19 protein-coding genes are annotated in these 12,464 nt (G+C 32.4%); all 19 read right to left on the bottom strand.

Features of this window, described 5'->3' with window-relative positions; genetic code table 11:
• Positions 1-3 precede the first annotated feature (3 nt).
• The 19 genes from DP68_RS19555 to DP68_RS08845 all read right to left on the bottom strand — a co-directional run bounded on the left by DP68_RS19555 (position 4) and on the right by DP68_RS08845 (position 12,423).
• The gene (locus tag DP68_RS19555) at positions 4-165 is read right to left on the bottom strand and encodes a hypothetical protein (protein WP_291548072.1); all 162 of its coding nucleotides are present in this window, start codon (positions 163-165) and stop codon (positions 4-6) included.
• A gap of 17 nt (positions 166-182) precedes the next feature.
• On the bottom strand, positions 183-602 hold the full coding sequence (locus tag DP68_RS08925; RefSeq protein WP_035308567.1) for a hypothetical protein: 420 nt from the start codon (positions 600-602) through the stop codon (positions 183-185).
• 73 nt (positions 603-675) lie between these two features.
• On the bottom strand, positions 676-1,119 hold the full coding sequence (locus DP68_RS08920; RefSeq protein ID WP_035308565.1) for a phage tail tube protein: 444 nt from the start codon (positions 1,117-1,119) through the stop codon (positions 676-678).
• 15 nt (positions 1,120-1,134) lie between these two features.
• Positions 1,135-2,463, bottom strand: a complete 1,329-nt coding sequence (locus tag DP68_RS08915) for a phage tail sheath family protein (RefSeq protein WP_035308563.1) — start codon at positions 2,461-2,463, stop codon at positions 1,135-1,137.
• Entirely contained in the window at positions 2,463-2,651 is a 189-nt protein-coding gene (locus DP68_RS08910) for a hypothetical protein (protein WP_035308562.1), read from the bottom strand. The genes DP68_RS08915 and DP68_RS08910 overlap by 1 nt, the downstream gene beginning before the upstream one ends.
• Positions 2,651-3,103, bottom strand: coding sequence for a hypothetical protein (locus DP68_RS08905; RefSeq protein ID WP_035308559.1), 453 nt, complete (start codon positions 3,101-3,103; stop codon positions 2,651-2,653). The genes DP68_RS08910 and DP68_RS08905 overlap by 1 nt, the downstream gene beginning before the upstream one ends.
• Before the next feature lie 19 nt (positions 3,104-3,122).
• A complete protein-coding gene (locus tag DP68_RS08900) occupies positions 3,123-3,635 on the bottom strand; it encodes an HK97 gp10 family phage protein (RefSeq protein WP_035308557.1) in 513 nt (170 codons plus the stop codon).
• Positions 3,635-3,988, bottom strand: coding sequence for a DUF3599 family protein (locus DP68_RS08895; protein WP_035308555.1), 354 nt, complete (start codon positions 3,986-3,988; stop codon positions 3,635-3,637). Before DP68_RS08895 ends, DP68_RS08900 begins: the two co-directional genes overlap by 1 nt.
• The gene (locus DP68_RS08890) at positions 3,985-4,371 is read right to left on the bottom strand and encodes a DUF3199 family protein (RefSeq protein ID WP_035308553.1); all 387 of its coding nucleotides are present in this window, start codon (positions 4,369-4,371) and stop codon (positions 3,985-3,987) included. Before DP68_RS08890 ends, DP68_RS08895 begins: the two co-directional genes overlap by 4 nt.
• Positions 4,371-4,559 (bottom strand): hypothetical protein, encoded by a 189-nt coding sequence (locus DP68_RS08885; protein ID WP_035308551.1) that lies wholly within the window; start codon positions 4,557-4,559, stop codon positions 4,371-4,373. Before DP68_RS08885 ends, DP68_RS08890 begins: the two co-directional genes overlap by 1 nt.
• A gap of 22 nt (positions 4,560-4,581) precedes the next feature.
• On the bottom strand, positions 4,582-5,523 hold the full coding sequence (locus DP68_RS08880) for a capsid protein (protein ID WP_052085723.1): 942 nt from the start codon (positions 5,521-5,523) through the stop codon (positions 4,582-4,584).
• Between the two features lie 28 nt (positions 5,524-5,551).
• Complete coding sequence (locus tag DP68_RS08875; protein ID WP_035308548.1) at positions 5,552-6,769, bottom strand: XkdF-like putative serine protease domain-containing protein; 1,218 nt, start codon at positions 6,767-6,769, stop codon at positions 5,552-5,554.
• Between the two features lie 8 nt (positions 6,770-6,777).
• On the bottom strand, positions 6,778-7,068 hold the full coding sequence (locus DP68_RS08870; protein WP_052085722.1) for a hypothetical protein: 291 nt from the start codon (positions 7,066-7,068) through the stop codon (positions 6,778-6,780).
• 35 nt (positions 7,069-7,103) lie between these two features.
• Positions 7,104-7,280: a hypothetical protein gene (locus DP68_RS19550; protein WP_291548062.1), complete on the bottom strand. Its 177-nt coding sequence runs from the start codon at positions 7,278-7,280 to the stop codon at positions 7,104-7,106.
• Positions 7,280-8,179, bottom strand: coding sequence for a phage minor head protein (locus DP68_RS08865; protein WP_035308547.1), 900 nt, complete (start codon positions 8,177-8,179; stop codon positions 7,280-7,282). Before DP68_RS08865 ends, DP68_RS19550 begins: the two co-directional genes overlap by 1 nt.
• Positions 8,163-9,689 (bottom strand): phage portal protein, encoded by a 1,527-nt coding sequence (locus DP68_RS08860; RefSeq protein ID WP_035308545.1) that lies wholly within the window; start codon positions 9,687-9,689, stop codon positions 8,163-8,165. Before DP68_RS08860 ends, DP68_RS08865 begins: the two co-directional genes overlap by 17 nt.
• Positions 9,690-9,703: 14 nt before the next feature.
• Positions 9,704-11,239 carry a phage terminase large subunit gene (terL, locus tag DP68_RS08855; RefSeq protein ID WP_363330950.1) on the bottom strand — a complete coding sequence of 512 codons (1,536 nt, stop codon included), beginning with the start codon at positions 11,237-11,239 and terminating at the stop codon, positions 9,704-9,706.
• The gene (locus DP68_RS18905; protein WP_052085721.1) at positions 11,223-11,951 is read right to left on the bottom strand and encodes a helix-turn-helix domain-containing protein; all 729 of its coding nucleotides are present in this window, start codon (positions 11,949-11,951) and stop codon (positions 11,223-11,225) included. The genes terL and DP68_RS18905 overlap by 17 nt, the downstream gene beginning before the upstream one ends.
• A 13-nt stretch (positions 11,952-11,964) precedes the next feature.
• Complete coding sequence (locus tag DP68_RS08845; protein WP_035308543.1) at positions 11,965-12,423, bottom strand: transposase; 459 nt, start codon at positions 12,421-12,423, stop codon at positions 11,965-11,967.
• Positions 12,424-12,464: the final 41 nt, after the last annotated feature.

Below are 12,464 nucleotides of genomic sequence, written 5' to 3'. Positions count from 1 at the left end.
ACCTCACCTCCTCTTTTTCTTTGCTTTTTTAATTGCTTTTTCTTCTTCCTCTATTGCTATTTCTTCACTTGCTATAATAAGAGCTTTGTGATATTCATCCATTTCATCAAACTCTTTAGGAAGAATGTTGTGTTTTTGAAATAGACGATGAAACCATATGGCCATGTAGTCATCGCCCTTGATTAGTTTTTTGCGTCTGCTACTAAATCCTCAAACTTATCATCAAAGCCATTAGTTTTGAAAGCTTCCTCTACCCAGGTTGTATATTCTCCTGGAAGAGATAATATTTCATGTGCTAAATCTACAGGATCTACACAGCTATATGATTCTAATAATTCTCCATCTTTAAAGTTTGGGAATGTTGTTGTCTCTACTGCTACTTTTGCTACAAACCTTTCTTGGTCAAACTTTTCAATTTTTTGTCCTTTGTGATATATATTCTTAGTGCAATCTCTTTTTATTTCATCTATCATCTTTGATGGTATTGCTTTAAATTTGAAAGGTATTGCCTTTCCATTTTCATCAAGGTATCTTTCAGTTATTATTGTTTCTACCTCTGGTAAATTTTGAGCTTTTCCTTTTAAAAACATCTTCATATCCATAATTAATATTCCTCCTAAATTTCATTTAAAATAAAAGCACCCTTAGTTTTCTAAGAGTGCATACTGATTAAATTTATAATGTGTCTTTAAGTCCATCTCCTTGTAGATTGAAGTCCTCAATAGTAAATGGTATTTCATCTTTTATTACATCACCTTCAGCATCCATGTTGATTAAAGTTAGAGAGTCTATATTTACACCATACAATGTTATTGGCTCAGCTCCTCTACCTGAAGCTGTATCATTAGTTATTGCTACACAAGTCAAATATACATCCTCTCCTGTATCTTTAAATCTTTGAAGAACCTTAATCCATTTTGAAGTAGCTCTATATTCTGTAATAGTTCCTGAACCACTTAATCCAACTGATTTATGCCCTGTCATTCTTTTCCCTAATCTTTTAATTTCAACCTTTTCCTTTTCAACTTCTACTTCTAATTTTATTCCATTTAGAACTTCTTCGCCTTCAAGAAAAAATCTACCTTCTTTTGCACTAATAGCATTCTTAGATTCCCACATTTATTCTTAACCCTCCTATCTTACTTTAATTGAGAAATAGAACTTTTCCATACTATCAACAGGTTGTATTGCTATCTTGGCCCATACGCTTTCTCCTTCAGCCTTTTCTATTACAAAGTCTTTTCCTGGCTCATAGTTTTGGATCATTGAGCCTTTTTGAAGAGTTAAAAAATACTCATCAACTGCTGACATAAGTAGGCTTTGTCCTTCTGCATTATTATCAATTTTACCTATATAGTTAGAACTAAAGGCTTTTAATAAATCATTGTTGATGCCATCAAAAGTTCTTATTACTCTATTTTTTGAAAACAACTGATTTTTACCTTGTCCATAACTAGTAAGTGAATTAATATCCTGTTCTACTTTTACTTTTTGGCCATCAAATTGGAATACAAACTCTCCATTTTTTAATGCCTTTATAAACTCTGAATTTTTTAACCTTGGTACTGCATCAACAGCTCCTTCATAAACTGAGTATGTTAAGGATTGTTTCATTGAAGCTCCTGCACTTGCACCAGCTACCCAAGGAACACAATCCTTAGGTGTTAACACAGTATCATCTGATAATCTTATACCGTTTGTAACATTGATAATTCCCTCGTAGTCTGATTTATAATTATAGACTACACCAACAACCTTCTTACCCTCTTCATCTCTTAATCTCTTTATGAAGCTAACAAAAGTTACTTTTAAAGGATCATCATCTACCGGGAAAGCAATTGTATCAAATATCTGTGTTTCTACTGCTCCTAAAAAATCAACATAATCTGAGTTAGTTGCAGCACTTTCTGAACCACTTGCTAATGTAATTCCTGGAGTTGTTTCTATATTTCCTGATCCACTAAATACAATAAAGTCATTCGCTTTTAATTCTTGTATTGTAACTACTGTTTGCTCATCTACTAATATTCCATCTAGATAAGTTCTAACATCTTTTTTGCTACTATCTATTGGATTAACTGTTACTTTAACACTTAGAGCATTACCTCTACTTCCTGCTTTTTTTGCAGTAGCTGTGCATTGAGCTGTTGTTCCCCACGACTTAGTTGCCTTAGTACCTGTATTTAAACAATAAACTATTACTGTTTTTGCTCTTTTCAAAGCTTCTCTTAAGTATAAAAGTTTATTGTCAAATAAATCTCTAGCAAAAGCAGTCTTTACAATTGTTAAATCTGCATTTTCAACTTCTATGAAATCTCCTTTATTTCCCCAATCTAAACTCATAGGAATTACAGTTATACCTCTTTCAGAAGTTTCTATTCTTGCTAAAGCAGCAGCTATAAAATTTATATATAAACCTGGTCTTACTTTATTTTGACCTTCTATAAACGTACCTCCTGCCATTACTGTGCCTCCTTTCCTAACCATTCTTTAATTCTATTAATTGCTTCTTCTTTTGATATATCTTTTTTAGAGTTGAAAAACACTCCATCAAAGACTTCTTTTTCTACTCCAAAGAGCTCTTTACAATTTGCTCTTAACTCTGATAATGGATATAGTTCTGTTACTACTTCTTCAATGTTTTCATCCATTACTGAATACCTCCTAATTTCATATTAAGGTTAATCTTTTTTACCTTCTTACTCTCTTCTTTACCCAACTCTCGTCTACTTCTCCAATTTATCTCTATTTGATACACTCCATCACTTATTCCTCTGCCATTTATCTTATCAATTCTAAATGCTTGATCCGTTGCTAAACCTTCAGGAGTATATACTTTTATAATGTTCCTTTTTTTACTAAGTTCCTCTAATATTTTTTCTCCTGTTGTACTAGCCTTTAGGGTTGTCTCCTCAAATATCTTTACAAACATTTGATAATCATTCTGATAAGTAGAAAGTGAATCTCTACTTGTATCTAAAAAGGGTACAGGAAAATACATAGATGGAATTATAAACTCTTCTGGTACTTTTTCAATATAAATTTTTACTGGATTTACTGTTTGAAAAAATTTAATAATTGAACCTCTCTCCTGGTCTAGCAACTTAATCACCTCTCATTTATTAGAATTTATCAAGCCATCCTTGTAGATTTTTTTCTAATGATTTATGAAATATTTTTTCATAAATTTTAATAGCTCTATCCCAGTATTTTGTTCCATCAACAAATTTTCTTTTAAGAAGCATTCCTGTCTTTCTTTCTGATGCATCATAAATGAATTTGTCACCTACCCATCTACCAGGTACCCATCTACTAGCAACACCATCTTTTGTGGTGAAATGACCATCATTAACAGCTTGTGCATATTCTACATTTGTACCTATCTCTATTGTTAATCCACCATTAGATATCTTCCAAATATTATTACCATTTCCCTTATCAAAAGAATTAAGTAATAATCTTGTATCAACTGTTTTAGTTGCTATAATTTCATTTTGAATTATGTCTAAAAATTCAAATCCCATAGCTTCAAGCCATGTTGCAACTTCCTTTTTAAACTCTTTACTAGCAACTTTCTGAAACTTCTTGAAAAATTTATCAAGCTCTTTTGTATTTATTTCAAAGTCTTTAGCCATTATAAATTACCCTCTCTTACTGCAGTAACTTCAATATGATGGTTTTTAATTGTTCGTGGCACTTCTAACTTATAAAATACACCATCTTTTTTAACCTTGGTATTTACCTTTATAGGTGTTCCTATCATAAAATGAACATTGTAACTTTCATATATTTTATTGTTTGGCTCTTCTTGAAACACTCCATTTCTTAAGCCTGCAAGTGAAAAGTAACAAGGAACCTCTTTGTAATCAGGTTCCTTATCATAATAAAAATTATTACCTTTGCTTTCTATACCATAGCCCAAAGATTCTTCTTTCTTTTTAAGTGGATATATATCGCACTTATCAGTAAGTAGCGTTCTATAACTCATATAGCTCTCATCCTAAACCTAACTTTATTACTTGTACTACTTTGATTAGTTAATATATAATCCTTAAGCATATTTAAATATACAGGCTTTTTAATTGTCCCATCAGCATTTAATTGATAAGAATAATCTCCTATTCTTTCACTCACATATCCTTTAACTGTTGATTCATCACCAGCAATTAATGCATAGTATTCTGCAAGCTCTATACATACTTGTTGAACTTCTTCTGGAATAGTGTTGTATTTTTCAAACTTATGGCCACAAACTGCAAAAATCTCCATTTGAGCTTTTAATATATCATGTTTTATTTTGCCACTAGCACAGCGTGCTTTTACTATACTAAATTCTGTATATTCCTCTACTTGTTTTGAGTCTATCAACATTATGCTTCACCTTCTGGCTGTCCTTCTGAAGTACCTTCTTCATTTGAAATTTCCTCTACGAAATATTCTTCATATCCTTGAAATTCCTCTGCTTTATATTTTTCTCCTGGATAAAAAAAGATGCCTCCACCTATATGAAGAACACCTTCCTTTTGCTTTAACATATATTTTTTTGTTTTTCCTGCCATAACTAGCTTATACCTACCTTTCTTATAGTTTATTTCCTGTCATCCAAGCTACTGCATTAACATCTCTTAATACAGCGTCTAAGTATGCAAATATAATATGATAAGTTGCATCTTTAGCAGCTGCTGTAGCACCAACTCCTGTTCTATTGTATCTTAATTGTCTAGTAAATACAGGCTTTAAATTTTGAATTGGTGTTAATGCTGCAAATTTACTTTGCAAAGAAGCTACTATCTCTATTGGATATCCTGCTAATCTAGTTAACTTACCATCTTGAAGTACTGCATCTCCAAAACCTGTTGCTCTTTGGCTAACTTGGGCCATTAATTTATCGTGTGTGTTCCTAGTTATAAACCATGTTATATCATCAAACTTGTTTTTATATTTTTCTGGAAGTAATTGAACATGATTTATAAAATCCATAAGTTGTGGTTCCTTATCTAATAAGTCAGTTTTATATGGTGACTTTTTCATTCTCTTTACAAAACCATCTATTATTCTCAAGAAGTCTTTATCAGGATCTGAATCCGGTGTAGATATATCTCCATTAAAAATAAGGTCTTGTAAGTCTACCGCAAGTTGTCCTTGGATTAAATTTATTATTGTGGTTTCAACATTCTCTCCTCTTACTTGCATGTTATACCATACATCATCATCCTGAATCCATTCATCCCAGAATACCTTTTTTACTGCATAAGGAATTTTACCTTGTCCAATAGAATTAACTCCATCTGGTTTATGGTCCTTAGAATGTTCCCTTATTCTTCTGCTCGATACTGTCAATGTATCAATATTGCCTGCTGCATCATTTTTATAGATAGGATTTAATTTAGGTAATGTACCCGCCTTATTTATAGTATCAACTAAAAATTGTTGTGATGCTGCACTTGGCATAGATAAGCTTATATCCTTTTTTATAGGTTGTAAGCCTACTTCTTTAGTCATTATTTGTTTGTTTGCTCCCATACTGAAAACCTCCTATTCATTCCTCTTATTATTTAAAATAGTCCATATAACTTTTTGCAACTGGTGTATCTTGTGGCTCTCCATCATCATCAAGACTCTTTTTTAATCCTCTAGCTTTTTCAACCTGATCTAGTCTATTTGACAGTGGCTCAACTGCTTTATTTACAGCTTGAGATACTAACTGTGCAATATCCTCTGGCTTTAATTCTTCATTCTGTGTTTCGTCTTCTGCTCCTTCTTCCTTTTCTACAATATTAAGTTTTTCCTTTAGTGGGTTTATGGCCTTTGTAACTGCCTCACCTATCATTTTTTCTATTTCTTCTTTCTTCACGTCTATTTCCCCCTCTTCTCCTTCCGGATTTTCTAATTCAATTAATTTGCTTAAAGCTTCATATGCTGTTTTTATCTGAGTCATGTTATTTGTAGATATCTTCTTACCTGCCTTGGTTATTAATTCTTTATCTGGAGTACCTATAGCTTTTATGATATCTTCTGAAACCAATATTCCACTTAGTATTTCACTAAAATCTTGTAGTGCTTCTTGTATTACAACCGGATCACTTTCCATTACAAATTTATCTTGTCTCCAATCCCAATACCCTAAAACACTTTGTAATGCATCAAATGCAGTCCAAAAATTTGATCTCTTTGCATTTGCACTATAGTTGTCCTTAACAGCTCCCTTTTTAATTTGAGTAGATTTTCCTGAAAAGAAATCTTTAAGAATTTTAAATAATCCTGCTTCTGACTTTTCGACCTCTTCTGCAGTATCTTCATGCTCTACTCTTTCACCAACTCCACCCATAGAGAAACCTGTTATTTCTCCTTTTTGAATGCCTTCCCAAGTATCATCATCAGTTACATGAACACTCATAAGCCATGTACCTTTTTTAACATCTTGATCTCCTAGTTTCATTTCTGACTTTGCTACCCAGGACTCAATTACTTCTCCATAGCCGGAAGTAAAATCATGTTGCTTGTCTACATTCCTAAATTCCTTCATGAATAAATGTGCCGATTTTTCTATTTCTTCTTCTGTCATAAACTCATCATGAGCATCTAGAACATCAGGTTCATAAACAATACCAGTGACAATTTTTTTTGCTTCATCGGTTTTTAAAATTGGTACATGCCTTTGGAATGTTGGTTTATCAGCTGATTTAATAATTGCAAAGCTTTTTTTATTAGCAGCTTTATCTACTAACGACACAAAACTTATTTTTGCATTAACTATTTCTGTTGCCATATTCTTTCTCACCTCCTTTCAATATTGTTTAAAATGTAGATGAAGTCCTCCTCTAATTGATTAAACTCAAAAGCATAGTTACATGCTATAAGTTTAATTCCCTTAGAATATTTATGATTACAGTCCTCATCATATGTTTTCCTATAATACTCAAGCTTACTTTGAAAGTTTTCATATGAATTTACTATGACTTCTGGTTTTTCAAAGCCATCCATTTCAATAACAACTCCAATGTAGCAAGCTCCCTGTCTTTTTGCTTGTTTAAAGCACCTCTCTAAATCTTTCATTACTATAGCCACTTTATATACCTCCATAAACCAAAAGAGATACTTAATTAAGTAGTACCCCTTTTGATGTTTTTAAGTTTTATTTTTAATAAAGCTACTTCAACCTGTTTTAAGTTAAGGTCAAACTTTATCTGCTTTGAGGGATTTGTTTTAAATTTGCATTTTAACTCTTTTAACTCTTTTTCTGATTTTTTAAGCATTCTTCTTATTGTGAATTCATCCATCATAAAGCCCCCATTTCTTTTAGAGCTTCCTCCCTCAATTTTAGTTTCTCTTCTTTTGAAAGTTTTATAATACTTTGATCTACTTTTGGCCCCATAGTGCAATGGCAATTTACCCTTTGTTTAGCACTTAAGGAAGGGTCTCTTGGATATTGAGCCTCTTCTCCACCTACATAAAAAGCTTTATCAACTGCCACTGATGTTCCATCTAAATTAACATGATCATCTCTAGGTTTGATACCTTTCCCACCAGAATGTTTCCATGTCTTTTCAGTAACACAAGGACTTTGCATAAAGCTTTCCCATAAGCTCCTTGAATGAGCTGTCAACATTTCAGTAATAGCAGTAGTCTTTGCTCTTTTCCTATCAAACTCCGGAAGTTCTTTAAGTTTATCTATAACCTTTGGAATACCCTCACCATCTTCTAAAGCTTTGTTTAATACATCTTCTATTGCTTTGTGTGTATTTAACTTCATAAGCTCTGATAGGTCTTTAGACCATGATTTAATCCACTCTGTAGTTCTTTCTGAAAATATTTCGAACTGAACTTCTTTATCTATGCTATCCATCAGCATAGTACAAAGCTCATTGATAGTTTTTTCAAGAAACTTCTTTGTTGACTCTTCCATATCTTCTGAAAAGGTATCTGTTGCTGTTAAATCTTGCATTACATAATTAATTAAATCTTTTAATGCTACATCTTTTGCAATATATTCATTTATACCTTTTATAAAATATTTTTTTTGATTTCTTAAATGTTTAGCAATTTTCTTCTCATATGCATTTATAGCCTTTATAACTGTATCTACTCCCTCAAATTCTTCTAACTCATCCTTTAAATCCTCCTCCTCTTCTTTTATCACTTTATCTAAAGCTTTTAATAGTCTAGTTACTTTGTCCATCTTTAAGTTCCTCCACAACATCTCTAACATCTTTTAATATATTGATTAAATCGCTGTTAGTGCCTATCTGTTGCGATTTTAGGAATGGTAGACTATTTATACCTTCAGTATTCTTATTGGCTAACACTGGCGGTAAATTAGCCTCCTCGCATTCAAAATTTTCAAGTGATTTCCCTAGTACCTTACCAGCCTCATCTCTTAAATCATTTGGTGCAATACCTCCTAATCTACCTATAGTATCTATCATTCTAACTTTATCCTCTGTGTTACTTATATCAGGATTGTTAAATCCTAAATCAACAAATAGTAGGTTATATTCATCTAATAAACAATTATTTACTGTAAATGCTAAACTCTTTCTTTCTGGTATGAATACTTGTTTTTCAGTAATTTCGATAGCTGCATCAGCAGTTGCTCTATTAAAATCTACTGATCTACCCACATATATATCAGGTAATCTAAACATGGATTGCACTTTTCTTCTAGTAGCTTCATCATAATCTAAAAATAAAGCATCTTGCTGTAACATAGAAGCCAAGTCCTTTATTTCTATATCCATCTTATTTTTCTTTTCTTCATCCCCTAAGCTTATAGTATCTTTATCTTTTATTTCTTCCATCTGAAGTAGTAAAAATTTGTGTGCATTATCTGAACCTTCAACACTAGCTGCATAATCAGCAAGAGCTCCTTCTGATTCTTCTGTTAAAACTCCATTCTTAACTAATATTGCTAATGGAGTATGTCTGCCTTGTTTAAAGTAATTAAAATTTAACTCTTCAGCCTTCCTAGCTCCAACTATTGAAATATAACATCCTAACCATCTTGGAACACCATATGCTCCATTGCCTATTTTAAGTTGTATCAACTCTGTTGCTTTCTTCTCTTCAGGTATATTTTCACCAAATTCTCCAGTCTCACAGTTTAAATCTCTAGGATCTCCAAACTCTTTAAACCATACTTTTTTACTGTTTATCTCTTGAACAAATTTTCTAAATCTTTTCTTACGTTTAAAATTCTTACCATCCTTTTCATATAAAACTTCTACTGGCTCACCTAGTTTAGTTACTTTAATAGTTGTTGCATCTACAAGCTCTCCTCCTACTGGCAATGCTAATCCATCTCGTAAAATCTCTATATATCCTTCACCGCAACTCTCTCTATAATCAATAGCTTCTTTCCATACATCTTCGAATGATTTTTCAAAATTAAAATACTTTACAAAATCACTTACCTTTTGCCACTCAGCTTTCATTTCAGGAGTCTCTTCTTGTTTCAATTCATCGACTCTATACTTTAGAGTCACACCAAATCCAACAATGTTTTGTTTATAAGCTTCAATACATTGTTGAAGAATACTACTTTCCTCTCTTAAACTATAAAGGTACTTTTTATCGTAAGGAGGTTCAATAATATCTCCAAATGATGAGTTATCTTCAATTTCATTTTTAGCATTTGTAATTGTTGTATTAGTACTAGATGCTTTTATAACTTTTGCTTTTAATTGATTCATTTATCTACACCTCCCTAGTATAAATTCCTTTTAAGTTTCTTTTGAGTATCTTCCTTTTTTTCTTCTGTTTCAGTAGCTTCTGGTTTTGAAAAGCTTCTTTGACAAACTTCTGCTATTCCTGTTAATGCATCTGGTGCATCATCATGTGCATTTTTTCCTTCCTTTTGGTAGGTAGTAATTGCTTTGTAAAACTCTGGCCATTTATTTCTCCACATAACAGGAAAATATATATGGTTCATTACAAAGGTACTATTGGTTAAGATCCTGGCCTTTTTATTTTGACTTTGATGGAACCATTTAATATTTACTGCCTTGGTTTTAAATTTCTCCCATATGATTCGAATAACATTTCTTGCAAATCCCTTACCACCATTATTACTTTCAATTAATGCAGCATTTACTTTATTCTTTACCATAAATTCAGCTGTTACAGGTTCGGTCACTTCCATACCTTCCTGTGTATAATACACATCTAGTATGTAAGCCTCACCTTGATATATACCTGCAGTTATAGAACAAAGGTAATCATCTCCTTCGTCTGCAGTATCAGTGTAATTAATTATGTGTTCAAAATAAGGCGGAAGCTTTTCATATGTTTTTATTGTTTTATAAAGAATACCTTTGACATCAACAGGTTCTTGTTGATAGTTAGCCTGTATTATTTCTTCAGATGTTTTTGATTTTTTATCATCAAAACTTTTTCTTGATAAAAGTTCCTCACATAACATTTCATCTTTAACTTCATCATAAGCTTTCATTTTAAGCTCATACCATTCTCCTGGTTCCTCTTCTAGCAATTTGCCACACAAATCCTTTGTGGACCACCTAGTCATTATAATGATTTGCATAGCACCTTCTTCAAGTCTTGATAAATAAGTATTAACGTACCAATCCCAATGGTTTTCTAATACGTTGTCGTTGTAAGCTTCTGATTTATCTTTAATAATATCGTCTATAATGCCTATGTTACATCCGACACCTGTAAGTGTTGCTGTTGGTGATGTTGCTAAATAATTAAAATATTGCCCTTCTAAGGACCACATTTGATAACTACCATCACCTTGTTTTATTTTTGTTGTTGGAAATATATCTTGAAATATTATCTTATCCTTTTTATGATCATCTACTCTTACTTCATCTATTCCATCCCTTACAGCCTTTGCAAACCTTCCTGAAAGTTTCTCATTATAAGACACAGTTATAAGTCTATTGTTGTTATCCTTCCCTAGCACCCATTTAGCAAAATTAGTAGCTGTGAATGACTTTCCATGTCTAGGTGGCATATTAAGCATTAATTTTTTACAAGTTATTTGACCTTGTATACCATCTAAACTATCTACTATTCTCCATTCGCTCTCAGGAGGTACTTTTATAATTCTTCCTTCATAAAGAGATTGAAGAGTATGTGCTATTTTTTCTAAATGCCATCTATCCTCTTTATAAAATTTAGGATATAGTGTTTGAGTAAAATCCCAGAAGCTCCTTCTTGATAATTCACACTTGGCCATTCTTGCTATAGCTTTTTTTTGATTATCACTCAAGTTTGGCAAGCCTTCTCAACTCCTCTAAGGACATCTCTTTCATAGCTTCCCTAGTTGGTGTTACATTAGCATTAAGATTAACATTTGCTGTTGCTCCTCCTGTTGCCAGTGCAATCTTATCATAAAGAGTTCCTACATAAGTCGCTACATCTCTAAGTGGTATATTCATAGCCTGTGATATTGCCTTTATAGTATCTCCAACTGTCTTACCATCAGCACCGTTACTTTTCATAACCTCAATAAGCTCATCTATCTTATCATCAAAATGTTCAGCCATTACTGTGGCTAATATTATCTTTTGATTTCCATAGGCTAATGCATTATTTACTGTATCCCATGCTTGTTGAATAAACTCCATCTTTTTCTGTGTTCTATATTGTTCAAGATCATCTGGATTAATATTAACTATTCTATTTACTGTACTAGGTGCAACTCCTACTACTTCTGCAACTTCCCTCTGTGATTTACCTATTGCTGATAATGCTAGTATTTTCTCCTTTTTATCTTCAGTAACCTTCTTTTTAGTTGCAACCTTATTACTTTTTTTAGTTGCATCTTTTTCTTTTTGGTTGCAACCTTTTAACCATGGTTTGCCATCGTCTTTGTCTCTCTTGGCCCATGATTTAATTGTTCCTAAGCTGACATTGAACTCATCAGCTAATTGTTGAAATGTATATTTTCCGGTTTCATAAGCTTCTTTGACCTGCCCTTTGTCAGCCATAGAACTTCACCTCCTACTCAAGTTTTGCTAATCTTCTAAGCTCCTCTATTGATAGTTCTGACATATTGGTTTCAGTTTTTATATTTCCCTCATGCTGCAACTCTATCTTATTACGCCACTTTTCTGGTTGCCTATTTTTTAACCAAAAAATAATAGCTGTTACATCAGGTGGTACTGTTCTCTTGGTTTTTTTAACCTTTGAGGTTTTACCATCCTTAGTTGCTACTATTTCCGTTTCTTCATATTCATAACCTAATGCTCTTTTAAGAAGTGCATCTTCTACCCTGGAATCAAAATAATCCTTATTCTCTTTTAAGGCCTGCATAAACTGCGGATATTTTTTCTTCCAGTCATAAAGAGTTCTTATACCAATACCTAATCTTCCAGCTATATCTTCATCAGTACATCCTTCCTTAGCTAACTTTTTTGCAGTTTCTAATACTTCATTACTAAATTTTGTTTTCCTTCCCATGCTCTCACCTCATAAGTTAGCTCCCTTATGAAGGTAAAATA

Source organism: Clostridium sp. HMP27 (genome assembly GCF_000765165.1).
Lineage (GTDB): Bacteria > Bacillota > Clostridia > Clostridiales > Clostridiaceae > Clostridium_AK.
This window is presented reverse-complemented; position numbering and strand designations above follow the sequence as displayed.